This is a genomic window from Idiomarina sp., assembly GCF_019431395.1.
Taxonomy (GTDB): domain Bacteria; phylum Pseudomonadota; class Gammaproteobacteria; order Enterobacterales; family Alteromonadaceae; genus Idiomarina.
Genome location: NZ_CP080268.1, coordinates 2290792 through 2314413, shown reverse-complemented (window position 1 = coordinate 2314413; position 23622 = coordinate 2290792). Strand labels below are relative to the sequence as shown.

Sequence of the window (23622 nt, the reverse complement as noted above, 5' to 3'; positions counted from 1 at the left end):
CCTTATCCCCCTAAAATGCGTTAAACTAAGGGTAGTCAAAGCAATGGAGTATTTTTATGTCTCAGTTAACGGTTCTAAAATATCCGGATGAGCGTTTGCGCAAGGTTGCAGAACCGGTAGCGACCGTTGATGATGCGCTGCGCGCCACCGTAGACGATATGTTTGAGACCATGTATGAGTCTCAGGGTGTCGGCCTGGCCGCCACTCAGGTAGACGTTCATAAGCGCTTATTTGTCGCTGACTGTAGCGAAGATCAGAACGAGCCGTTGGTGTTTATTAACCCTGAGATTACAAAAGCTGAGGGCCATTTCACCAACGACGAGGGTTGCCTGTCTTTCCCTGGTGTGTATGCGAAGGTAGAACGCGCAGAACGCATTACGGTCGAAGCTTTGGATCGCAATGGTGAAAAGTTCAGTTTGGACGCGGAAGGCCTATTGGCGATTTGTATTCAGCACGAGCTGGATCATTTGAACGGTAAGTTATTTGTGGATTATTTATCGCCTTTAAAACAGAACCGTATCCGCAAGAAGCTCGAAAAAGAACAACGAATACAGCAAAAAATGACGGCGGATGCCGAATAATGAGTCAATCTCTTCGCGTTGTTTTCGCAGGCACCCCGGATTTTGCGGCACAGCATTTACGTCAATTACTACAAACTGAGCATAACGTAGTTGGTGTATATACTCAGCCGGACAGGCCTGCCGGGCGCGGTAAGAAAATGCAGCCGTCAGCGGTTAAGCAAGTCGCCATTGAACATCAGCTCCCGATCTATCAGCCTGAGTCGCTCAAAACGGCTGATGCCCGATCCGAGCTAGAGCAGCTTGATGCAGATGTCATGGTTGTCGTGGCCTACGGTCTGTTATTGCCACAAGCGATTTTAGACATTCCTCGTTACGGTTGCGTCAACGTGCACGGCTCGCTGTTACCTCGCTGGCGTGGCGCAGCGCCGATTCAGCGCGCCATATGGGCTGGTGACACCCAATCAGGTGTTGCCGTCATGCAAATGGAAGCGGGTTTAGATACTGGTCCCGTTTTACATGAAGTCAGTTGCCAGATCAGCGCAGCAGAAACTTCTGCAACGCTCTACGCTAAACTTGAACAACTCGGACCGCAGGCGCTCATATCGGTACTCGATGATCTACCCACCTTTATCGATAACGCTAAACCACAAGACGAATCGCAAGCAACCTACGCTCGCAAGCTGAGTAAGGAAGAGGGCCGCATCGACTGGCAAGCAAGCGCAGAGCAGTTAGCACGTAACGTGCGCGCGTTTTTCCCCTGGCCAACAGCGTGGTTTGATATTGAAGGGTTCAAAGGTGGACAGTCGATGGTAAAAGTACTGGCTGCAGAGGAATTAAAACAGTCCGCAGACGCGCCAGCAGGCACCATCGTGCGCGCATCAAACGAAGGGCTTGATATTGCCTGTGGCCAAGGCACTTTGAGAATCCTTGAAGCTCAAGTACCCGGTAAAAAGCCTCAGCCCGCAGCAACACTCGTTAATGGCTACGCAACTATTTTCTGTAAGGGTAAGACGCTCGCTTAATGGACAACAAAAACAGTAAGGCATCAGGCGCGGATAGTCGTGCAGCAGCAGCACGAGTACTGCACCGAATTTTGAATGATGGTGAGAGCCTGAATACAGCGTTCCCGGCTGAAACTGCTGCGTTAGCTGAAAGTGACAAACGCCTGGCACAAGCCATCAGCTATGGCGTACTCAGATTTTTACCAGCACTTAACCGACTCGTCGCCGCCAAACTCAAACAGCCTCTAAAGGGCAAGCTGGCTATATTAAACTCCTTGTTGTTAGTGGGCGCTTACCAACTTTATTGTTTGCGAACTAAAGATCATGCCGCAGTCAGTGCTACCGTCGAAGCAGCAAAACGACTAAAACGTAAGAACCATACCGGTCTTGTCAATGGTGTATTACGACAGCTGCTGCGTGAGGCACCTGATAGAGATGCTACCGATCAACGAACGTTGCCAGAAGATGAGTTGTTTAACCATCCTCGATGGTTTGTTGATGCAGTAAAACATGATTATCCGGATCACTGGCAACAAATTCTGCTAGCCAACAATCAACATCCACCGATGTGGCTGCGGGTAAACCTGACCAAAACTAATGCTCATGACTATAGCAACGCATTAGCGGCAGAAGGTATCAACGGTTACATCGATAATGAGGTTGCCTCGGCGATACGATTAGAAAAGCCTTGCCTGGTGAACTCGTTACCGGGCTTTGAAGAAGGTACGGTATCGGTGCAGGATAAGTCAGCTCAACTTGCCGGCGTGTTATTACAGGCTGACGATAGTCATCGTGTATTGGACTGTTGTGCGGCACCCGGCGGTAAAACGCTGCACCTGCTTGAAACGCACTCCTTCAAAACCCCATTAACCGCCATAGACGTCGATGCAAAACGGTTGCAGCGCGTCACGGAAAATTTAGCACGCCAAAACCAACCGGCTGAGGTTATTTGTGCCGATGTTAGTAACCTTGACTCCTGGTGGGATGGCCACCCCTTTGATCGTATCTTACTGGATGCGCCCTGTTCAGGAACCGGCGTCATCAGGCGGCATCCGGACATTAAATGGCTACGCCGTAACAGCGATATTGATAAATTGGTCGTGCTGCAGGCAGATATTCTAACAACCGTTTGGCAAGCGCTGGCCGCTGGCGGCGAGTTACTTTACGCCACATGCTCGGTTTTGGCGCGCGAGAACGAACAACAAATTAACGCCTTTCTAGCTTCCCACGATGATGCTAGTCTAATTCCTATTAATGAACATGCAGAGATGCTGCAAAAGCTTCCAGAGCCAGAAGGCGGCGACGGATTCTTTTATGCAAGGCTAAAAAAACGACCATGAAAATTATTATCCTGGGTGTAGGTCAGGTTGGCGGTACGCTAGCTGAAAACTTAGTTGGTGAGCGCAACGATATAACCGTTGTTGATACTGACATGGACTTACTCGAAGCGCTTCAGGACAAATATGATTTACAAGTTGTCGTTGGTAATGGTGCTCATCCCGATACGCTTCGGCGTGCAGGAGCTGACGATGCCGACCTGCTCATTGCTGTAACAAACAGCGACGAAACTAATATGATTGCCTGCCAGGTCGCCTATTCTATATTCAATACGCCGACCAAAATTGCACGCATCCGGTCCGAAGAGTATATCCGTTACAGAGACCAGCTGTTTCATAAGAATGATGCTCCGGTCGACTACATCATCTCTCCCGAACAACTGGTCACTAATTATATTAAGAAGCTTATCGACTACCCCGGTGCATTGCAGGTAATGGAGTTTGCAAACGGCCGAGCTAGCCTGGTAGCAGTAAAAGCTTATTATGGCGGTAAACTGGTTGGTCACGCGATTTCGACGTTGCGCGAGCACATACCCAATATCGACACTCGCGTCGCGGCTATCTACCGTCAGGGGCACCCTATTCGCCCTACCGGCACGACCATTATCGAAGCTGATGATGAGGTTTTCTTTATTGCTGATACACGCCATATCAGCACGGTAATGGAAGAGCTACAAAAGTTGGAAACCAAGTACCGACGCATCATGATTGTTGGCGGCGGTAATATTGGTGCCGGCTTAGCACAGCAACTGGAAAGTGACCATCGCGTCAAGTTAATCGAACGCGACGAAGCCCGTGCCGAAGAGCTCTCTCAACGATTGGAGCATACCCTGATATTTAGGGGCGATGCATCCGATCAAAAGCTGTTAGAGGAAGAACATGTCGAGGACATCGATGTTTTTATCGCCGTTACCAACGATGATGAAGCAAACATCATGTCGGCAATGTTGGCTAAACGCATGGGCGCCCGCAAAACGATGGTCTTGATTCAACGAAGTGCTTACGTTGACCTTGTTCAGGGTGGTGAGATTGATATTGCAATATCGCCCCAGCGCGCAACCATTTCTGCCCTATTAACACATGTTCGTCGCGGCGACATTGTTAACGTTTACTCACTTCGTAAAGGTGCAGCTGAAGCAATTGAAGCAATTGCTCACGGTGACGAAAAAACGTCTAAAGTTGTCGGTAAGGCAATTAAAGAGGTGAAGTTACCTCCCGGTACCACAATTGGCGCCATTGTCAGAGGCACCGAAGTATTGATGGCACACAGTGAAACCATCATACAGTCGGATGATCACGTCATCATGTTTTTATTGGATAAAAAATATATCGATGAGGTCGAGCGTTTATTTGAACCCAGCGCGATGTTCTTTTAATCAACCAAGGTTAATTTGACTTGTCCCTGAGATACCGCATCCAGCTTTGCCTGCAGCGCGTCTAGCTGTTCAGGTATAACGCCAACCGTTTGCTTTACTCGCTCCGCAAAATCACTTTGCACTACACGAATATCAAACTGCTTCCACAGCGATTCAATGTTGCCCTGTAATTCATACGGATAGGATAGCTGGTAGTTACAGCGATAAACAACCAGTTCTGTTTTTAACGTTTCGAGAGCCTCAGCAACGGACTGACTATAAGCGCGTTGTAAACCGCCGGTACCCAATTTTGTTCCGCCAAAGTAGCGAACTACCACCGCAGCAATATCACCAAGCCCGGCATTCTGCAGCACCATCAACATCGGGCGCCCGGCGGTGCCGGAAGGCTCCCCATCATCACTAGACGCAAGAGCCGGTTGGTTAGTTGGCGAACCAACGATGCTTGCGGTGCAGTAATGACTCGCTTTGGGCCACTCGGTTTGCGCTCGGTTCAGCAGCTCAGCGCAGTCCTCAGCACGAAAAGCCGGCGCAATAATGGCAATAAACCGGCTATTTTTTATTTCAATTTCATGTACGCTGCAAGCTACCGGGCGTTGATAATCTTTAGTCATAATCTGGCTGTATCATCATCGATTCCAGGCGTTCAAAAAGATTGCCCTGCCCCTCGTGCAGCATGAAATAGATTTGCTGATACGTCATCACCGCTTTGACATAATCACGAGTCTCGTAATAAGGGATTTGTTCAATCCACTCATCGGCAGGCGTCGGTGAGTCCGGTAACCAATCCAGAACTTTATAATAGCCGGCATTATAAGATGCCGTAGCCAGTAAGTGATTATTATCAAAGCGGTTATTTAAACGACTTAAGTAATAAGTACCAAGCTCAACATTCACTTCCGGGCGATGCAGCTGTCTGTAGCTAATATTGTCATTTTTTAACCGTCGCGCGGTACTCGGCAAAATCTGCATCAAACCACGCGCCCCGGCGCTAGAATATGCATCAGCTCTGAAGGCACTCTCGCGCCTTGTAATCGCCATCGCCCACGACGGATCGATGCCTACTTTGTCTGAGGCGGACGACAACAGCTCCCCATAAGCCATCGGGAAACGAATACTTACCGCATCAAAATAGCCAATTTGAGCTAGAGTCCAAATGGCCTGGTCATGCCACTCCCATTCACTCGCCAACAATGCAGCCGCTTTGTGCTCGCTACCATCCAGTTGCGTTAATAAATGGTTCCATTCCCGTCTGGCATCAACAAACCGTTCAAGTTGAATAAATTCGTAAGCACGGCGCGCACTGGGATGATTTCTAACCGATTCTAACTCCACCACACTAACATCGACCGGTTCACGCTCTAAATTAACCGGCTGACCTAAACGTGCGGCCGCCATAAAACCATAATAGTTTCGTTCTTTTGCCAGTTCGGTATAGATCTCATTAGCCGCCAGTTCATTACCGGTAATTTCACTTGCACGGGCAAGCCAATAACGCCATTGAGCGCCGCCGCCAATCGCCGCCGGCAAACTTGAAATGGTTTGCCTCAAACTAGCGAAATCACGGTCTTTCAAGTACGAGGCCAGGCGCCATTGTAAGGTGCGTTCATCAAGCCCGGTTAATGGCACGCGTTGATGCCATATCCTAGCCTCAGGGTGGTCTTTTAAACTAAGTGCTACGGCAAACTCTTCTGCAATCGTCTCTCTTTGCTCCGCACTAAACGGCAACCGCTTAATGAGTTTGTCGTAGGAAGAAAGCGCCAGGCTCTCTTCTCGCCAAATTAGCTTTTTAAGCGCGTAAGTCGCAATTTCTGCTTCGCGTTTTGGATCACGGCCTAACCAACGGTTGTCAGAATGGATAGCTGCGGGGGAATAACGGACTTTGTGGAAAAGCTCGCCAAGATACTGGATATTATCAGGCATAAGTCCTGTTAAATAAGGTATTAACGTGGCGTTGCCTCCATCTGCCGCAAGTTTAATGCGCTGCCAGACTTTTTCCGTTGTTCGGGCACCTAGTTCAGCCCATTCGTTTAGTATCCCATCACACGCTGTCGGCACTGAAAAACCATGTAACCAAACGCCATCGACCTTCTTGATAAAGGGTTCATTTTCAAGCCCTTGATTACGCTCGGCACTAATTAACTGACATCGATGCGTTAGTGTGCCGGGATAACGAAAGTCGCGAATAAACCGTTCCTCTTCTTTTTGCCCTGCCAAATAGTCAAGCCAGGGGCGTCGCAACTGCCAATCAAGAGGGGTGCCTTCGTACTGCTGCAAAAACGTTAAAACACGTTCCTCATTAGCTAAATAACCAACTTGCTGGAGACGTTCTAATTCAAGATATGGCAACAGCGGATAATCGGTTAGTTGAGCCCGCAATTGTCGGTATTCGGCTAACCTGCCGCGCTTAGCGGCGTATTCAGCCTTAACAAATAACTCTCGTTGTTCTGCCAAACGCTCGTCAGGCACAGCTTGCGGCTTAGCGTTAACAGATAAGACTGTTGCCAAGGCAAATGTGGCAGTCGCTATGTAGCGACTGTAACGAATGATAAACGACTGCTTTTTCATTAATTCAAACGCATGTTTAAATAACCGTTGAAAAATTGGCTTATTCGCGCCAAACTCTCTCTACCTTAACTTAAAGCTATTTTAGAGTCAGTCTCTTTATAGCACTAAATTTATGGATGTCGTGGGAGACCCAACATGATTTACCAAGGTGAAAGCATTCGGGTCGACTTTATTGAACCCGGTTTTGCCGAATTGCAATTCGACGCGAAAGGCTCGGTTAATAAATTCGACCAAGCAACATTGGAAGAATTCAGTGAAGCACTGACAACTTTACAAAATACTAAAGATTTACGCGGCGTCATCGTCACCAGCAGCAAATCAACGTTTATCGTTGGTGCTGACATCACCGAGTTCCTGACTCTTTTCTCTGATCAGGAAAAAACACGCTCGTGGGTGGCTAAAGCATCGCGGGTATTTGACCAACTCGAAGATCTGCCAGTGCCTACTGTTGGTGCGGTTAAAGGTTTCGCGTTAGGCGGTGGTTGTGAAGCACTATTAGCATGCGACTACCGTGTAGCCGACACCACAGCAACTATCGGCCTGCCGGAAGTTAAACTAGGCCTTATCCCGGGCTTTGGCGGTACCATGCGTTTACCACGCGTTATTGGTCCGGACAACGCACTCGAATGGATAACAACAGGTAAAAATAATAAAGCAGAAGATGCACTAAAAGTGGGTGCTATTGATGCCGTAGTTGCACCGGAAAAATTAACCGAAGCCGCATTAAACCTGGCCAAAGCAGCCGCTGCCGGCGAACAAGACTGGAAAGCGAAACGTCAGCCTAAGTTAGAGCCGCTGAAAGCTAACGACACCGAGTTAATGATGACTCTGGTTACCGCTAAAGGTTTAATTGCAGCCAAAGCTGGTAAACACTACCCGGCACCGCACAAGGCGTTAGAAGCCATTGAAAACGGCGCTCGCGAGCATCGCGAAGGCGCATTGAAAGCGGAAAACAACGCATTTTTCGACCTGACTCAAACTGACGCGTGCCAGGCACAAGTTGGTATCTTCCTGGCCGATCAGGCCGTTAAAGGTAAGTCGAAGAAGTACGCTAAAGCCGCAACCAAAGAAATCAAAACAGCGGGTGTTTTAGGCGCGGGTATTATGGGCGGCGGCATCGCTTACCAGTCTGCGTCGAAAGGCGTGCCAGCCGTGATGAAAGACATCAAGCAAGACGCCTTAGACTTAGGCATGAAAGAAGCTGGCAAGATCCTGAAAAAAGGCGTTGAGCGCGGTAAAGTGAGCAACGATAAGATGATTAAAGTCTTGTCGTCTATTACTCCGACCTTGCTAAACGACGCGGTTAAAGACGTCGATATTGTTGTTGAAGCCGTTGTTGAGAACCCAAAAGTTAAAGGCTCAGTGCTGGCTGAAATTGAAGGCGTTATCGGTGACGATGCTATTTTAACGTCAAACACCTCGACCATTTCTATTACAGAGCTGGCGAAGAACCTGAAGCGCCCCGAGAAATTCTGCGGCATGCACTTCTTTAACCCGGTACATAAGATGCCGCTGGTTGAGATTATTCGTGGTGAGAAAACCTCAGACGAAACCGTTAACGCCGTTGTGGCTTACGCACTAAAACTGGGTAAAACCCCTATCGTTGTCAATGACTGCCCTGGGTTCTTAGTAAACCGCGTGCTCTTCCCTTACCTCGCAGGCTTTGCCGGTATGGTTGATGAAGGCGTAGACTTTGTTGGTATCGACAAGGTAATGGAGAAGCAGTTCGGCTGGCCTATGGGTCCTGCGTACTTGAGCGACGTTGTCGGCATCGACACCGCCGATCATTGTACGGTCGTTATGGAAGACGGTTTCCCTACCCGCATGAAACGTGACACCTCAAGCGCTATTGCCAAACTGGCAGCTGCTGAGCGTTACGGTCAGAAAAACGGTAAAGGATTCTACGTATACGGCACCGACAAAAAAGGTAAGCCAACCAAAGAAGCTGATCCGGCGACTTATGAATTACTCGGCTGTGAGCAAGGCAAAAAGCTTGATGCAGACGAAGTGATTGCTCGCTGCATGATCCCAATGGTGAACGAAGTGGTTCGTTGTCTGGAAGAAGACATCGTGGGTTCTGCCGCAGAGGCGGACATAGCACTGCTTTACGGCCTGGGCTTCCCTCCATTCCGTGGCGGCCCGTTCCGTTACCTGGAAACTGTAGGTATCGACAACTTTATTCAACTGGCAGACAAGTACGCGCACCTGGGTGAAATTTATCAGGTTACCGACGGCATGCGCGAAATGGCTAAAGCCGGTAAATCTTACTTTGACACAACCAGCGCGAAGTAAGGCTTGAGGAGGTTATTAAAATGAAAGACATCGTCATTGTAGATTGTATTCGTACGCCAATGGGGCGTTCAAAAAATGGTGTTTTCCGCCATACTCGTGCCGAAGACCTCTCAGCTGCGCTGATGAAGGGATTGCTTGAGCGTAATCCGGAAGTGGATGTTGAAGAACTGGAAGATATCTACTGGGGTTGTGTGCAGCAAACCCTCGAGCAAGGTTTCAACATTGCGCGTAACTCAGCGTTAATTGCCGGCATTCCTCATAAGGTGGCCGGTGTTACCGTTAACCGTCTGTGTGGCTCATCCATGCAGGCATTGCACGACGCAGCACGCGCTATCATGAACGGCGACGGCGAAATCTTTATGGCCGGTGGTGTTGAGCACATGGGTCACGTACCAATGACTCACGGCATCGATTTTCACCCGGGCATGAATAAGTCTGTTGCAAAAGCTTCTGGCAGCATGGGTATGACCGCTGAATTGTTATCTCGCAAGTTCGGTATTACCCGTGAACAACAAGACGAATTCGGCGCGCGCTCACATAAGAAAGCGCACGAAGCGACAGTTGAAGGCCGTTTTGCCAAAGAGATTTACCCAATTAACGGCCATAATGCCGACGGCGAACTGGTACGCGTGACAGAAGACGAAGTTATTCGTCCGGAAACTACCGCAGAAGGCCTGTCACAGCTTCGTCCTGTGTTTGACCCGGCCAACGGCACGGTAACCGCGGGTACCTCGTCAGCCTTGTCTGACGGTGCAGCTGCTATGCTGGTTATGTCTGCTGAAAAAGCCAAAGCTCTGGGTCTGACGCCACGCGTTAAGATTCGCTCAATGGCCGTTGCAGGCTGCGATCCTTCTATTATGGGCTATGGTCCTGTACCAGCCACAGAAAAAGCGCTGAAACGTGCTGGTGTCAGCATGGACGACATCGACGTGGTTGAACTCAACGAAGCCTTTGCCGCGCAGTCACTGCCTGTACTTAAAGGCTTAAAACTGTTCGACAAGATGGAAGAGAAAGTGAACCTGAACGGTGGTGCTATCGCTTTAGGCCACCCATTAGGCTGCTCTGGCGCACGTATCTCAACGACGCTAATCAACTTAATGGAAGAGAAAGACGCGAAGCTTGGCTTAGCAACCATGTGTATTGGTTTAGGTCAGGGTATTGCGACTGTATTTGAGCGCGTTTAGGTTTTATAATAAATCGCGAGTTATGAAAGCGGCTAAAGCGCTTGGATAGCGTTTTAGCCGTTTTTTGTTGGTGTTTTACTGATTATTGGTGATGTCAGAATATGCAGGAAGATAAGTCACTGGATACCCTCGGGTTGCGATGCCCTGAGCCGGTAATGATGGTACGTGCAAGTATTCGAAAGATGTCGATTGGAGAGATCCTGTTAGTGATTGCGGATGATCCGGCAACCACCCGGGATATTCCCGGCTTCTGTGAGTTTATGGAGCACGAATTAGTCGCGCAGGACGTTGAAACAACGCCCTATCGTTATTGGGTTAAAAAAATACACGACTAACCCGAACTTCAGCAGTTCTCGCTAAAGGTACATCTCCCAAAACTCAGCCTGGCCAACATCACCTAGCTCGTAAGGTTTAAAGCCAAACTTTTCGTAGGCTTTTTTGGCGCGGTCATTCTTGTCCAAAACTTCTAACGTTAACTTCACACAACCCCGAAATTGCGCCAGTGTTTTGACCTCTTCGAGTAACTTCTGTGCAACGCCCTCTCCGCGATACTCGGGAATTACGGCAATATCGTGGATATTCATCAAAGGCTTAGCCGCAAAAGTTGAAAACCCTTCAACACAGTTGGCAACGCCAACAGGCTGATCGCCATCAAAGGCAAGCAGCGAAAATACATGTTCACGCTTGTCCATTTCTTTGATGAGGTTTTCTTTTACCTCGTCGCTGATACCTTCACTGCCCCCCATAGGGTCTTTTGCATAGGCATCAAGCATTGCGATAACTGCTTGTGCATGAGCGGGGTTAGAGTAATCCGCTAGAGTAATTTCTATCATTATCGATCCATTAACCGTTTAAGTGTCCAATGGGGTGAACTGACGCATCTGCTCACACACGGGTTGATAACAGTGACAATCCACCAAGTGGTCGTTCATCATACCGACAGCTTGCATAAAAGCATAACAAATTGTCGGGCCAACAAACTTGAATCCTTGTTGTTTCAGCGCCTTTGCCATGGCTCGTGAAGCTTCCGACTCTGTAGGCACCTCGTTTAACGTGCGATAGCTATTAATTTGCGGCTTACCACCTATAAACTGCCATAACCAGCGACTGAAGTTAAGGCCTTGGTTACGCATTGTCATATACGCTTGAGCATTAACAAAAATTGCGTCGATTTTTGCTTTACTGCGTATAATTGCAGGATTGCTGTACAATTTTTCCCGTTCATTATCCGGCATCTCTACAATTTTTTCCGGATCCAGACCGTAAAACGCGGCCTCGTAACCAGCTTGTTTTCGTAAAATCGTCAACCAGCTTAAACCTGCCTGTTGCCCGTCAAGGCAAAGCTTAGCGAACAGCTCAACCGGATCAGTAACGGGTCGTCCCCACTGTTCGTCGTGATATCGCCTATAATCATCCGCTTGTTCACACCATGAGCATCGTTTTTGCGTCAGTTTTGTCATTTGCTCCCCTATAACCAAGGCGCATCAAAGGGTATAATCTAGGCATATTTTTTAGTCAATGGTCAACCGCCATCTCGCAATAAGAGAAGTCTTATGTCTAAATACGATGTTAAAACCTTTCAGGGATTGATCCTGGCGCTACAAGATTATTGGGCGCAGCAAGGCTGTGCCGTGGTACAGCCACTTGATATGGAAGTCGGAGCAGGAACCTTTCATCCAATGACGTTCATTCGTTCCATTGGGCCTGAGCCAGCGAGCTTTGCCTATGTTCAACCGTGTCGCCGTCCTACTGATGGTCGCTACGGCGAAAACCCGAACCGGCTGCAACATTACTACCAATTTCAGGTCATCATGAAGCCCTCGCCTAAAGATATTCAACAACTCTATCTAGGCTCACTTGAGATGCTCGGTTTTGATACGTTGATCCATGATATTCGGTTTGTAGAAGACAACTGGGAGTCGCCGACACTCGGCGCCTGGGGTCTTGGCTGGGAAGTTTGGCTTAATGGAATGGAGGTAACGCAGTTTACCTACTTCCAACAAGTAGGCGGTATTGAGTGCAAACCTGTTGCCGGCGAAATAACCTATGGGCTAGAGCGTTTAGCCATGTACATCCAGGGTGTTGACAGTATTTACGACTTGGTCTGGACAGACGGCCCTCGCGGTAAGATTTATTATCGCGATGTGTTTCATCAAAACGAGGTTGAACAATCGACCTACAATTTTGAGTACGCAGATGTGGACGTGTTATTCCAACGTTTTGAGGATTGCGAGAAAGAGTGTGAGTTGCTTATTGAAAAACGCTTGGCACTGCCTGCTTATGAACAGGTAATGCGTGCTTCGCATGCATTTAACTTACTCGACGCCCGACATGCCATCTCAGTCACTGAGCGCCAGCGCTATATCCTTCGCGTGCGTACTATGGCCAAAGCTGTTGCTAGTGTCTATTACGAATCCAGAGAAGCGTTGGGCTTTCCTATGTGCCAATCACAACCAGAAGGAGCTAACTCGTGAACACGGATAACCTAATTGTTGAACTTGGCACCGAAGAGTTACCACCCAAGGCATTAAAAAACCTGAGCGAGGCTTTTGCGCAAGGTATTATGCAGGGTCTGCAGCAGAACGAGTTGCAGTACAATAACTTACGTGCATTGGCCACACCGCGTCGCTTAGCGGTTTCGGTAGAGGGATTGCAGGCACAACAAGCCGATAAGGTGGTAGAAAAGCGAGGCCCGTCAGTTGATGTAGCGTTTGATGCAGATGGCAACCCAACCAAAGCCGCACAAGGTTGGGCTCGTTCTAACGGCATTGAAGTTTCTCAAGCACAACGACTGAAAACGGACAAGGGTGAATGGCTGTTACACAAAGCCGAAGTCAAAGGACAATCTATCGAAACGTTATTGCCGGGAATTGTTGAGTCAGCGTTAAAGCAGCTGCCTATTCCCAAGCCAATGCGCTGGGGGGATAGTGACGCACAATTTATACGCCCGGTACACAATCTAACCATGGTCTACGGGCAACGTTTGATTGAGGGCGAAGTGCTTGAAACGGCCAGTAGCCGTCATGTAAGTGGCCATCGTTTTCATTCGCCGGCTGGCTTTGAACTTCAATCAGCTGATGAGTACGAGCCTCTACTAGAGCAACATCATGTTATAGCCGATCAGCAGCGCCGTATAAGTATCATTCAACAAGAAGTGGCTCGCCTAGCCGAACAGCTTGGTGGCAATGTAGTTAATGACGATGAGTTAGTCGAGGAAGTCTCGGCTCTTGTTGAGTGGCCTGTTGCGCTGCACGCGAGCTTTGATAAAGAGTTCTTATCAGTGCCGAAAGAGCCACTCATAGTCACCATGAAAGATGACCAGCGGTACTTCCCGGTAGAGGATAAACAAGGCAATCTCCTGCCTGCCTTTATTTTTATCACCAATATCGAGAGTAAAGACCCGCAACAAATTATTAGCGGCAACGAAAAAGTTGTTCGACCTCGCCTGGCAGATGCACAATTCTTTTTTGAAGCTGATAAAAAGCTAACCCTCGAATCTAGATTATCTAAACTTGCTGCGGTACTTTTCCAAAAACAACTGGGTACCGTCGAAGACAAAGTAAAACGCATCAGTGCGTTAGCGGGTAAATTGGCAACACAATTAAACGCGTCAGCTGATAACGCTGCTAGAGCCGGCTTATTATGTAAAGCCGACTTAGTGACCGAAATGGTGCTTGAATTCCCGGAAACGCAAGGCGTGATGGGCAAACATTATGCGCTTAACGATGGCGAACCCACCTCCGTGGCCGATGCAATCGAACAACACTATTGGCCACGTTTTTCGGGGGATACCTTACCTCAATCAGATGTAGCCGCAGCCGTCGCGCTTGCCGATAAGCTTGATACCTTGGTGGGTATTTTTGGTATTGGACAGACTCCTAAGGGCGACCGGGATCCTTTTGCTCTGCGCCGTGCAGCACTAGGTCTTATTCGCATATTAGTCGAGGGCAATTTGCCGCTTGATCTCAAGAATATAATTGAACTAGCACAACAGCAGTTTGGTGGTCTTTTAACAAATAAAGCCGTAGTCGATGACGTATTTAGCTTTGTTATGGGTCGGTTCCGTCCCTGGTACCAGGAACAAGGCGTAGACGTCGATGTAATACAGGCGGTTATTGCACGCGCACCGTCTCGCCCTGCGGACTTTGATGCACGAATAAAGGCCATAACAGCGTTTAAGCATCTCGACGCAGCCACAAGCCTTGCAGAAGCTAATAAGCGGGTGGGCAATATTCTTGCTAAGAATGAAGTCGAATTAGACGGTTTGGTTAATCACAGCCTGCTTGTTGAAGCGGAAGAAAAGACTCTCGCGGCTAAACTCAGTGAAACGGAAACCTCCAGTGCCCCGGAAATTGAGAGCGGCAATTACGAAGGAGCACTTAACCGTATGGCCTTGCTCAAAGACGATATCGATGCATTTTTTGATAACGTTATGGTTAATGCCGAAGATGATAAAATCAAAACCAACCGTTTGAATCTATTACATCAGTTGCGACAACTATTTTTAAAAGTCGCTGATATCTCGTTATTACAGTAATACATCAATTAAAAAAAAGGCCTCGATACTCGAGGCCTTTTTTTATTCCCGGTCATCTAATTTAATTAGACATCCAAGTTTGCTACTTTTAACGCGTTACTTTCAATGAATGCTCGACGTGGCTCAACATCGTCACCCATTAAGGTAGTAAATAGTTGGTCCGCGCCAATCGCATCTTCAATGGTTACTTGCAACATACGGCGTGTTTCAGGATCCATAGTTGTTTCCCAAAGTTGTTCAGGGTTCATCTCACCTAACCCTTTATAACGCTGCACGTACAAACCGCGCTTTGATTCACCAATAAGCCATTCAACAGCTTCAACAAAATGGTCAATCGGCTGCTTCTTGTCGCCACGTGTTACGTAACCACCCTCTTCTATTAGCGAGTCAATTTCCCACCCTACCGTTACTATCTGTTCATAATCTTTAGACATCAGAAATTCGTAACTTAAAGGGTATTCAGTATCAACGCCGTGTTGGCGAATGTTCGTCGACGGAAGCCACATGTTGCGCTCAGCGTCTTCTTTTAGACTGATAGTGTAAGTTGCGGAATCAACCTCACGCGCTGTTAGATCTTCATTAAGCGCTTTTACCCAGCCTTCCATAAAGCTTCTATCTTTTAAACGCTCATCTGTTAACTGTTCGGCATAGAAAAGACGTTGAAGAAACTTCTCAGGAATTCTGCGACTAAGACGCTTAATTGTTTCTTGAGCTAATTGATAGCCATTGACTAAGTATTCCAGGCGCTCACCAGCAATACCGGGTGCGTCGGCATTCACATGCAACGAAGCGTTGTCCAATGCGAGACTGGTTAAATAGCGAATTAAAGCTGGATCGTCTTTTATGTAGGTTTCCTGCTTACCTTTTTTAACCTTATAAAGCGGTGGCTGTGCAATATAAATATAGCCGCGTTCAATAATTTCAGGCATTTGTCTATAGAAAAACGTTAGCAATAGTGTCCGAATGTGAGAACCATCTACGTCGGCATCCGTCATGATAATAATTCGGTGATAACGCGTTTTATCGGGATCGTATTCGTCACGGCCGATACCACAACCCATTGCGGTAATTAATGTTCCGACCTCTTGCGACGATAGCATCTTGTCAAACCGAGCCTTTTCTACGTTAAGGATTTTACCTTTTAGTGGCAAAATGGCTTGGTTCTTTCTGTTACGTCCTTGCTTCGCTGAACCGCCCGCAGAGTCACCCTCCACAATATAAAGTTCAGATAGTGCAGGATCTTTTTCCTGGCAATCTGCCAATTTCCCAGGTAAGCCGGCGATGTCCAGAGCCCCTTTGCGACGTGTCATTTCGCGCGCTTTACGGGCTGCTTCTCGCGCACGAGCCGCATCAATAATCTTATTAACGATCAGTTTGGCGTCTTGTGGACGTTCGAGCAAAAAGTCTGACAAACGTTCATTCATCGCCTGCTCAACCGCTGTTTTAACTTCTGATGACACCAATTTATCTTTGGTCTGTGAAGAAAATTTAGGATCCGGTACTTTAACTGAAATTACAGCAGTTAGACCTTCACGAGCATCATCACCCGTCGCACTGGTTTTAGCTTTTTTGGCAAAGCCTTCTTTTTCCATAAAGCTATTTAAAGTACGAGTCAACGCGGCTCTAAAGCCGGCTAAGTGGGTGCCGCCATCACGTTGCGGAATATTGTTAGTATAACAGTAGATATTTTCCTGAAATGAATCGTTCCATTGCATACTCACTTCAACGGCAATACCGTCTTCTCTTTCAAGCGAGAAATGAAATGCCTCTGGGTGAATCGGCGTTTTTGCTTTATTCAAATAATTAACAAAAGCCGCGATGCCACCCTCGTATTTAAATAAATCTTCACGCTCATCTCTTTCATCACGTAATCTGATAGCTACACCCGAATTCAGAAATGATAATTCGCGTAAGCGTTTTGCCAGAATATCGTAATGGAATAGCGTATCAGTGAAAATTTCGTTGCTAGGCCAAAAACGAAGTTCGGTTCCTGTTCCCTCAGTATCTCCAACCTGTTGTACATCAGACTCTGGTTCGCCTAGATGGTAGGTCTGCTCGTAGATATGCCCCTGACGTCGGATGGTTAACGTCAGCTTATCTGATAAGGCGTTAACAACTGAAACCCCAACACCATGAAGACCACCGGAAACTTTATAGGAGTTATCATCGAACTTACCGCCGGCATGCAATACCGTCATGATGACCTGAGCTGCAGATACACCCTCTTCCTCGTGGATATCTACGGGAATTCCCCGTCCGTCATCTCGTACTGACACTGAGCCGTCCGAGTGAATGGTAACCAGAATTTCAGAACAATGCCCAGCCAACGCTTCATCTATCGAGTTATCCACCACTTCAAAAACCATATGGTGAAGACCCGTTCCATCATCAGTATCCCCGATGTACATGCCTGGACGTTTACGCACCGCATCAAGCCCTTTTAAGACCTTAATACTGGATGATCCGTAGTTATTCTCTTCCATAGTTATTTCTCAATATGACGTTTTAGAATTCCCTGTTCCACGTGGAACATTTCGGGTCGTTCTTTGAAATTTTCGGTAAGATTATTAATGCTCACCGTACTTAAAAAAACTTGTGATCCACTATTCTCTAGTACTGTGCAAAACTTCTTTTGATTTTCTCGGTCAAGCTCTGAGGTTAAATCATCTACAATTATTATACACGACTTACCTGTGGTCTCTCGCAGAAGTTGTGCTTGGCTCAATTTTAAACTTGCGACGAGAACTTTCATCTGTCCTCTCGATAGGTATTCTCGTGCAGAAACACCATCCGCAGTTATGGTTAGATCTGCTTTATGAGGCCCCACTGTCGTATGGCCGTATTTTAGGTCACTATCAAGAGCACTAGTAAGCGCTTCTTCGAAAGTCTTATTCTGATCCCAACCAAGCTTTAGCGAAACGTCCAGTGTAACATTTGGTAAGAATAATTTCGTCGTATCCAGGAAATATTTACGTAGGTTTGAAAGGTACTGTTTTCTAAGCAAAGTGATTTTTTCACCATACTTTTTAAGTTGGTCGAGCCAAAACTTGTCTTGTGAAAGGCTATAATTACTACGATTCCGTTTTAGTAGTTTGTTTCGGTGTTGAAGTACTTTATTGTAATTCGACCAAACTTCAAAAAAAGAATGTTCCACGTGGAACACACCCCAATCAATTAATTGACGCCTTCCACTCGGCCCGCCATAAACTACGTCTACCGATTCGGGAGTAAACAACTGGACTGGAAAATAACTCGCAAGTTCAGAAAGCTTGGTGTTGCCTCCACCATTAATACGGATTTGGTTATCACCGCCCTGGTAGCGAGCCATTCCGAATTTATTCAAGGCATCACCAAAATCCGATTTTGCCTCAATAAACAACGTAAACTTATCCGCTTGCGAATTAATTAAGGGACGGAATCCTCCAGGCCGAAAGCTACGCCCGAAGCCAAACAAATATAGTGCTTCCAATAAACTCGTTTTACCGGAGCCATTATCGCCAAAAATAATATTTACGTTGTTATGGGGAGAGAATTCAAACCGTTTAAAATTACGAAAATCCTCCCCCATAAAACGAACAACCCGCATTATTGAGTTACAACCTCATTGGCATAACAACATAACAACAGGAGTCGTCATGATTTGGTTCAATCAACGCACTGCTATTGGAGTCTGCTAAAGTAAAACGAATTTCGTTATCGTCCACGTTATTTAAAACATCCAGAAGATAACTCACGTTGAACCCTATCTCCAATTCCTCACCCTGGTAATCAACTTCAATAACTTCTTCAGCCTGTTCCTGTTCAGGGTTAGTCGCAGTAATACATAACTCGCCCGAAGCAAGATTTAAGCGCACGCCCCGGAATTTCTCATTAGACAGAATAGACGCGCGTCCGAACGCTTGCCGCAGCAAATCGCGATCAGCAACCACGATTTTATCGCCACCGCTAGGAAGTACACGTCGGTAATCAGGGAAGCGACCATCTACCAATTTACTGGTAAACACAATCGTTTCGTTCTCAATTCGAATATGATTGTTACCAATAGCCACGGACACCTCGGCTTCCTCTTCGCCGAGCAGACGCAGAAGTTCAACTACGCCTTTACGTGGGACAATCACCTGTTTTTGTGCCAAGCCAGGTTGCTCTACTGCGCAGCTACTCATCGCTAAACGATGCCCGTCAGTTGCTACCGAGCGAAGCATGCCATTATCTGTTTCAAATAACATGCCATTGAGGTAATAGCGAACATCTTGGTTCGCCATCGAAAAGTGGGTTTTTTCCATCAATCGTTTTAATACGACTTGGTCGCTAACGAAATTTATATCGCTAGTCCAGTCGTCGATATTGGGAAAGTCATCAGCGGGAAGTGTGCTAAGTTTGAATTTCGACCGCCCCGAGCGAACGAACGCTTTATCTTCCTCTGCAGAAAATTCAATGTTCGAGTCTTCCGGCAAGCTCCTAACGATATCGACAAGCTTTTTTGCGGGCACCGTAACCGCACCATCGCCGCCAGCGGCATTTACAGCAACCGAAGAAACTAACTCTACTTCGAGATCAGTGCCCGTTAATCGTAGACGATCGCCTTCAATTTGTAACAGCAAATTCGAAAGAATAGGTAAAGTATGACGACGCTCTACTGCTCCGCTTACTACCTGCAACGGTTTTAAAAACGCATCCCGACTTACGTTAAATTTCATTGTTCTTCCCCTGGCTATCCCGGTCCGCACTACGACGACAAGGTGCGAATAAGGTTTCTATAGTCTTCTTTTATATCGTGTTGTTCGTCTTTCAACTTTTGTATTTGCCGACATGCGTGCAAAACCGTTGTATGATCGCGACCTCCGAATGCATCGCCAATCTCCGGTAAGCTATGGTTGGTCAACTCTTTTGCTAACGCCATAGCTAACTGCCTCGGCCGGGCAACACTGCGACTGCGCCTCTTCGATAAAATATCTGCCAACTTTATATTGTAATACTCGGCCACAGTTTTTTGGATATTATCTATCGTAACGAGCTTTTCCTGCGCTGCAATAAGATCGCGTAACGCCTCTCTGACAAAATCTATCGTAATCGCACGTCCTGTTAAAGACACATTTGCCACCACACGGTTTAGCGCCCCTTCAAGTTCGCGTACATTCGAGCGCAGACGTTTGGCAATGAAAAAAGCAACTTCATGCGGCATGTGCAAACCGCGCTCTTCTGCCTTACGCATAAGAATCGCAACACGTGTTTCAAGTTCAGGTGGTTCAATAGCTATAGTCAATCCCCAGCCAAAACGAGACTTTAACCTGTCTTCCACCCCATCGATCTCTTTAGGGTAAAGATCGCTTGTCATTATGATCTGCTGATTACCCTCAAGCAAAGCGTTAAAGGTATGGAAAAACTCCTCTTGAGAACCTTTTTTATTCGCGAAGAAATGAATGTCATCGATAAGTAACGCATCGACAGAGCGATAATAGCGTTTGAACTCATTGGTCGAACTGTTGCGAATTGAGTTAACCATGTCCTGAACAAAACGCTCAGCGCGGATATAAAAAACCTTTGCACCCTTCTTGTGTTCCATGATCCCGTTGCCAACCGCATGTAACAAGTGAGTTTTACCCAGACCTGTACCACCATACACAAATAATGGGTTATAAACGCCACCTGGATTTTCAGCGACTTGAATGGCTGCTGCTCGCGCTAATTGATTCGACTTACCCTCGACGAAATTATCAAAGGTGTATTCCGGGTGAATATTGCTTTCAAACACTTCATTTTCATCGGTTGCCAGCTGACCAAAGGTAGGGCCCGTTCGTCTGGGCGCTTGTCGCGAGCGGGCTGGAGCCGTCTTGGATTCACTACTACTGCTTACATTACCAACCTTTATGATGACCTTTGGCGCTTTGTTATCCGTCAATTCATTGAGGATCGTGTTGATCGTCTTTAAGTACTTATCACGGACCCAATCCACTGAGTAAATATTCGGCGCGTATAAGCTTAGTGTGTCGCTTGACTGTTCTGCCTGAATCGGGCGAATCCATGTGTTGAACTGCTGCAAGGGTAGATCAGATTGCAGTCGTTCTGAACACTGCTGCCAAAGCGAATTATTCACACTAACATCTCCATCTTCTTTATAATTATTCGTTACAATGATTGTACTTCAGCGCGTTTTATCACGCCACCTATAAACGATAAATAACGAATAAATTTAACGCTTTAGTCATGAGCATAATTGTGAGTAACCCATACTATTATCCACATAAATCATAGTTATGGACTCTTAAAATGTGGATTAAAAAATACAAAATATAATCACCCGGAGACCATTCACTTGTTGACTACTGCCAAAAAGATCGGTAAGATCCGCGCTCTAAAATTTTAGCTTTGACCGATGGAATAACTGTTATGAAAAGAACTTTTCAACCCAGCGTATTAAAACGCAAGCGTAGTCACGGTTTCCGTGCTCGCATGGCAACAAAAAACGGCCGTAAAGTCATTGCACGTCGTCGTGCACGTGGTCGTAAAGTACTGAGTGCATAATAACACTCTCGCTTATGGAAGGGAGTTGCGCCTGCTAACTCCCTCTCAGTTTCAAACTGTTTTCTCAAGCCCCCCTGTAAAAGCAGTCACTGCGCATATTACAATGCTCGCAACCCCAAATACGCTAGATAATCCAAGAATTGGCGTAACGGTCAGTAAAAAACGCGCTAAAACAGCGGTGCAGCGTAATCGCATTAAACGCAGAGTTCGCGAAACCTTTCGCTTAAAGCAACACAAAATCCCTAATTTCGACATTGTGGTTATTGCCAAACAAGGTATCGTAGACCTCGACAATACCGAACTCAATGACACGTTGAACTATTTATGGCGAAAACTGGCAAAGCGCTGCAAGCAATACCAATCGCAGTAATCAAGATCTATCAGTGGGTTATTTCGCCACTATTAGGTCCACGCTGTCGTTTTTACCCGAGTTGTTCACATTATGCCTGTGAGGCGATAGAGAAACACGGTACAATTAAGGGCGTTGGATTGGCGGCTAAGCGCATAGCTCGCTGCCACCCGGGTAGCGAGGGCGGATTTGATCCGGTTCCCGAACCTACCCGTGACAACAAAGACGCTTTTCATTCACAAGAACAGTAGCAACTTAGAGACGAAATCACTATGAATTCGCCACGATCGATACTTTTTATTGCTTTTTTAGTGGTGTCCTTTTTCCTGTTTCAGACCTGGATGGTCGATACAGCGCCGGGAACTCAGGCACCAAGCAACACGACAAGCACGTCAACAACGAGTAATAGCGACTCCACAGTACCAGAACCTCAAGGTAGTGTGCCCGGTGATTCATCAGTTCCTGATGGTGATAGTCCGGTTGCTAAAACAAATACCGGTGAGCTAGTCGAAGTTAAAACCGATGTTCTTGATATTGTTATTGACGCAAAAGGCGGCGATATCGTTTCGGCAAAATTGCTCGAATTTGCTCAATCGCTGGATTCAGAACAACGTTTTCAATTACTGCAGCGAGAGCCAGGTAACCTTTATATCGCTCAATCTGGTCTGATTGGTCCAGATGGTATTGACTCAAGTGGCGGCCGGGCTGAATTCTCTGTCGAGAAAACTGAATATGTGATGGAAAACGGAACCTTAGAAGTTCCCCTAACCTATCAAAAAGCAGATGGCACGGTTGTTAAAAAGATATTTTCGTTCAAACAAGGCCAGTATGACGTTGGCGTGCGTTACGAAATTTCAAACAACGCAAACGAGGCACAACAACTACAATTTTATGGTCAACTGCAGCAAACAATGACAGCAGGCGAAGGCGGCAGCATGATCATGCCGACATACTTTGGTGCTGCCTACTCACACGATGACGATAAGTTTGAAAAATACGATTTTGAGGACATGCAAGACCAACGTCTGAATGTTTCGACTCAGACTGGTTGGGTTAGTATGCTCGAGCATTATTTTGTATCTGCGTGGATTCCGACGCAGCAGCAAGATAACCGCTTATTCTCCCGTGTAGCCGATAACTCGCAAGCTATCATTGGTGTCATCTACCCAATGGAGCAAATCAATGCCGGTGAAACGGCGGTGATTGAATCAACCGTTTATCTTGGCCCTAAAGATCAAGACTCAATGGCTGCTTTAGTCGAGAATCTTGATTTAACAGTTGATTATGGTTTCTTGTGGTGGCTGGCGCAGCCCATTTTCAAACTGCTTCAGTTCTTACAAAGCCTGGTCTTAAACTGGGGTCTGGCAATTATCCTAACGACCGTTGTGGTAAAAGCAGCGCTATTCCCACTGACCAAGGCACAATATGTGTCAATGGCAAAAATGCGGATGCTGCAGCCTAAAATGACGGCAATGCGCGAGCGTTATGGTTCTGACCGTCAGAAAATGTCTCAGGCAATGATGAAGCTCTACAAAGAGGAAAAAGTTAATCCTCTGGGTGGTTGCCTACCGATGTTGTTACAACTTCCAATATTCCTGGCGTTATACTGGGTATTACTGGAGAGTGTGGAACTGCGTCACTCAGAATTCGTATTCTGGATTCAGGATCTGTCAACTAAAGACCCGTATTACATCTTACCTATCCTAATGGGCGCCAGCATGTTCCTGATGCAAAAACTGCAGCCGACACCGACTGCGGATCCAATGCAACAGAAACTGTTCCAGTACATGCCGGTTATCTTTACAGTATTTTTCCTGTGGTTCCCATCAGGGCTGGTACTATACTGGTTGGTTAGTAACTTGATTACCATTGCGCAGATGTTAATTATTTACAAAGGCCTCGAGAAAAAAGGCATTAACGTTCGCGGTAAGTAATCGC

Annotated in this window: 21 protein-coding genes; 13 read left to right on the top strand and 8 right to left on the bottom strand. The window is 46.9% G+C overall.

Features of this window, described 5'->3' with window-relative positions; genetic code table 11:
• Window positions 1-56: 56 nt before the first annotated feature.
• Genes def through trkA form a run of 4 tightly spaced genes read left to right on the top strand, consistent with a single transcriptional unit; the run spans window position 57 to window position 4235 of the window.
• On the top strand, window positions 57-581 hold the full coding sequence (gene def / locus KZ771_RS11175; RefSeq protein ID WP_133540768.1) for a peptide deformylase: 525 nt from the start codon (window positions 57-59) through the stop codon (window positions 579-581).
• Window positions 581-1543 (top strand): methionyl-tRNA formyltransferase, encoded by a 963-nt coding sequence (fmt, locus tag KZ771_RS11170; protein ID WP_290573383.1) that lies wholly within the window; start codon window positions 581-583, stop codon window positions 1541-1543. The genes def and fmt overlap by 1 nt, the downstream gene beginning before the upstream one ends.
• Window positions 1543-2862: a 16S rRNA (cytosine(967)-C(5))-methyltransferase RsmB gene (gene rsmB, locus KZ771_RS11165; protein WP_290573381.1), complete on the top strand. Its 1320-nt coding sequence runs from the start codon at window positions 1543-1545 to the stop codon at window positions 2860-2862. The genes fmt and rsmB overlap by 1 nt, the downstream gene beginning before the upstream one ends.
• On the top strand, window positions 2859-4235 hold the full coding sequence (gene trkA, locus KZ771_RS11160; RefSeq protein ID WP_133540771.1) for a Trk system potassium transporter TrkA: 1377 nt from the start codon (window positions 2859-2861) through the stop codon (window positions 4233-4235). The genes rsmB and trkA overlap by 4 nt, the downstream gene beginning before the upstream one ends.
• Here the strand turns inward: trkA and KZ771_RS11155 are convergent.
• On the bottom strand, window positions 4232-4846 hold the full coding sequence (locus KZ771_RS11155; RefSeq protein ID WP_290653509.1) for a YigZ family protein: 615 nt from the start codon (window positions 4844-4846) through the stop codon (window positions 4232-4234). The genes trkA and KZ771_RS11155 overlap by 4 nt on opposite strands.
• Complete coding sequence (locus KZ771_RS11150; RefSeq protein WP_290653507.1) at window positions 4839-6800, bottom strand: transglycosylase SLT domain-containing protein; 1962 nt, start codon at window positions 6798-6800, stop codon at window positions 4839-4841. Before KZ771_RS11150 ends, KZ771_RS11155 begins: the two co-directional genes overlap by 8 nt.
• A 135-nt stretch (window positions 6801-6935) precedes the next feature.
• On the opposite strand from KZ771_RS11150, the gene fadB reads away from it, so the two are divergent.
• The 3 genes from fadB to tusA all read left to right on the top strand — a co-directional run bounded on the left by fadB (window position 6936) and on the right by tusA (window position 10611).
• Window positions 6936-9092: a fatty acid oxidation complex subunit alpha FadB gene (fadB, locus tag KZ771_RS11145; protein WP_290653505.1), complete on the top strand. Its 2157-nt coding sequence runs from the start codon at window positions 6936-6938 to the stop codon at window positions 9090-9092.
• A gap of 20 nt (window positions 9093-9112) precedes the next feature.
• Complete coding sequence (gene fadA, locus KZ771_RS11140; RefSeq protein ID WP_133540775.1) at window positions 9113-10276, top strand: acetyl-CoA C-acyltransferase FadA; 1164 nt, start codon at window positions 9113-9115, stop codon at window positions 10274-10276.
• Between the two features lie 101 nt (window positions 10277-10377).
• A complete protein-coding gene (tusA, locus tag KZ771_RS11135; protein ID WP_133540776.1) occupies window positions 10378-10611 on the top strand; it encodes a sulfurtransferase TusA in 234 nt (77 codons plus the stop codon).
• A gap of 21 nt (window positions 10612-10632) precedes the next feature.
• On the opposite strand, the gene KZ771_RS11130 is transcribed toward tusA, so the two are convergent.
• Together KZ771_RS11130 and KZ771_RS11125 are read right to left on the bottom strand one after the other, a co-directional pair.
• On the bottom strand, window positions 10633-11109 hold the full coding sequence (locus KZ771_RS11130; protein WP_133540777.1) for a GNAT family N-acetyltransferase: 477 nt from the start codon (window positions 11107-11109) through the stop codon (window positions 10633-10635).
• Window positions 11110-11127: 18 nt separating this feature from the next.
• On the bottom strand, window positions 11128-11736 hold the full coding sequence (locus KZ771_RS11125) for a DNA-3-methyladenine glycosylase I (RefSeq protein WP_290653502.1): 609 nt from the start codon (window positions 11734-11736) through the stop codon (window positions 11128-11130).
• Window positions 11737-11829: 93 nt separating this feature from the next.
• Between KZ771_RS11125 and glyQ the strand changes: the two genes are divergently transcribed.
• Window positions 11830-12750 carry a glycine--tRNA ligase subunit alpha gene (glyQ, locus tag KZ771_RS11120; protein WP_133540779.1) on the top strand — a complete coding sequence of 307 codons (921 nt, stop codon included), beginning with the start codon at window positions 11830-11832 and terminating at the stop codon, window positions 12748-12750.
• The gene (gene glyS / locus KZ771_RS11115; protein ID WP_290653500.1) at window positions 12747-14813 is read left to right on the top strand and encodes a glycine--tRNA ligase subunit beta; all 2067 of its coding nucleotides are present in this window, start codon (window positions 12747-12749) and stop codon (window positions 14811-14813) included. The genes glyQ and glyS overlap by 4 nt, the downstream gene beginning before the upstream one ends.
• 65 nt (window positions 14814-14878) lie before the next feature.
• Here glyS and gyrB read toward each other — a convergent pair whose 3' ends face one another.
• From gyrB to dnaA, 4 genes are read right to left on the bottom strand one after another with little or no spacing between them, the layout of a single operon-like run.
• Window positions 14879-17296, bottom strand: a complete 2418-nt coding sequence (gyrB, locus tag KZ771_RS11110) for a DNA topoisomerase (ATP-hydrolyzing) subunit B (RefSeq protein WP_290653498.1) — start codon at window positions 17294-17296, stop codon at window positions 14879-14881.
• 2 nt (window positions 17297-17298) lie between these two features.
• Window positions 17299-18399 (bottom strand): DNA replication/repair protein RecF, encoded by a 1101-nt coding sequence (gene recF / locus KZ771_RS11105; protein ID WP_290653496.1) that lies wholly within the window; start codon window positions 18397-18399, stop codon window positions 17299-17301.
• A gap of 7 nt (window positions 18400-18406) precedes the next feature.
• On the bottom strand, window positions 18407-19510 hold the full coding sequence (gene dnaN, locus KZ771_RS11100) for a DNA polymerase III subunit beta (RefSeq protein ID WP_290653494.1): 1104 nt from the start codon (window positions 19508-19510) through the stop codon (window positions 18407-18409).
• A gap of 29 nt (window positions 19511-19539) precedes the next feature.
• Window positions 19540-20907 (bottom strand): chromosomal replication initiator protein DnaA, encoded by a 1368-nt coding sequence (dnaA, locus tag KZ771_RS11095; RefSeq protein ID WP_290573358.1) that lies wholly within the window; start codon window positions 20905-20907, stop codon window positions 19540-19542.
• Between the two features lie 293 nt (window positions 20908-21200).
• On the opposite strand from dnaA, the gene rpmH reads away from it, so the two are divergent.
• Genes rpmH through yidC form a run of 4 tightly spaced genes read left to right on the top strand, consistent with a single transcriptional unit; the run spans window position 21201 to window position 23618 of the window.
• Entirely contained in the window at window positions 21201-21335 is a 135-nt protein-coding gene (gene rpmH / locus KZ771_RS11090; RefSeq protein WP_126784943.1) for a 50S ribosomal protein L34, read from the top strand.
• The gene (rnpA, locus tag KZ771_RS11085) at window positions 21328-21705 is read left to right on the top strand and encodes a ribonuclease P protein component (RefSeq protein ID WP_290573354.1); all 378 of its coding nucleotides are present in this window, start codon (window positions 21328-21330) and stop codon (window positions 21703-21705) included. Before rpmH ends, rnpA begins: the two co-directional genes overlap by 8 nt.
• Entirely contained in the window at window positions 21660-21935 is a 276-nt protein-coding gene (gene yidD / locus KZ771_RS11080) for a membrane protein insertion efficiency factor YidD (RefSeq protein ID WP_133540612.1), read from the top strand. Before rnpA ends, yidD begins: the two co-directional genes overlap by 46 nt.
• A 21-nt stretch (window positions 21936-21956) precedes the next feature.
• Window positions 21957-23618, top strand: a complete 1662-nt coding sequence (gene yidC / locus KZ771_RS11075) for a membrane protein insertase YidC (protein ID WP_290573351.1) — start codon at window positions 21957-21959, stop codon at window positions 23616-23618.
• The last annotated feature ends 4 nt before the right edge of the window (window positions 23619-23622 follow it).

Bases quoted from the DNA above. Each gene is read 5' to 3' on its own strand.
- def (WP_133540768.1), top strand. From the start codon at position 57: ATGTCTCAGTTAACGGTTCTAAAATATCCGGATGAGCGTTTGCGCAAG.
- fmt (WP_290573383.1), top strand. From the start codon at position 581: ATGAGTCAATCTCTTCGCGTTGTTTTCGCAGGCACCCCGGATTTTGCG.
- rsmB (WP_290573381.1), top strand. From the start codon at position 1,543: ATGGACAACAAAAACAGTAAGGCATCAGGCGCGGATAGTCGTGCAGCA.
- trkA (WP_133540771.1), top strand. From the start codon at position 2,859: ATGAAAATTATTATCCTGGGTGTAGGTCAGGTTGGCGGTACGCTAGCT.
- KZ771_RS11155 (WP_290653509.1), bottom strand. From the start codon at position 4,846: ATGACTAAAGATTATCAACGCCCGGTAGCTTGCAGCGTACATGAAATT.
- KZ771_RS11150 (WP_290653507.1), bottom strand. From the start codon at position 6,800: ATGAAAAAGCAGTCGTTTATCATTCGTTACAGTCGCTACATAGCGACT.
- fadB (WP_290653505.1), top strand. From the start codon at position 6,936: ATGATTTACCAAGGTGAAAGCATTCGGGTCGACTTTATTGAACCCGGT.
- fadA (WP_133540775.1), top strand. From the start codon at position 9,113: ATGAAAGACATCGTCATTGTAGATTGTATTCGTACGCCAATGGGGCGT.
- tusA (WP_133540776.1), top strand. From the start codon at position 10,378: ATGCAGGAAGATAAGTCACTGGATACCCTCGGGTTGCGATGCCCTGAG.
- KZ771_RS11130 (WP_133540777.1), bottom strand. From the start codon at position 11,109: ATGATAGAAATTACTCTAGCGGATTACTCTAACCCCGCTCATGCACAA.
- KZ771_RS11125 (WP_290653502.1), bottom strand. From the start codon at position 11,736: ATGACAAAACTGACGCAAAAACGATGCTCATGGTGTGAACAAGCGGAT.
- glyQ (WP_133540779.1), top strand. From the start codon at position 11,830: ATGTCTAAATACGATGTTAAAACCTTTCAGGGATTGATCCTGGCGCTA.
- gyrB (WP_290653498.1), bottom strand. From the start codon at position 17,296: ATGGAAGAGAATAACTACGGATCATCCAGTATTAAGGTCTTAAAAGGG.
- recF (WP_290653496.1), bottom strand. From the start codon at position 18,399: ATGCGGGTTGTTCGTTTTATGGGGGAGGATTTTCGTAATTTTAAACGG.
- dnaN (WP_290653494.1), bottom strand. From the start codon at position 19,510: ATGAAATTTAACGTAAGTCGGGATGCGTTTTTAAAACCGTTGCAGGTA.
- rpmH (WP_126784943.1), top strand. From the start codon at position 21,201: ATGAAAAGAACTTTTCAACCCAGCGTATTAAAACGCAAGCGTAGTCAC.
- yidD (WP_133540612.1), top strand. From the start codon at position 21,660: ATGGCGAAAACTGGCAAAGCGCTGCAAGCAATACCAATCGCAGTAATC.
- yidC (WP_290573351.1), top strand. From the start codon at position 21,957: ATGAATTCGCCACGATCGATACTTTTTATTGCTTTTTTAGTGGTGTCC.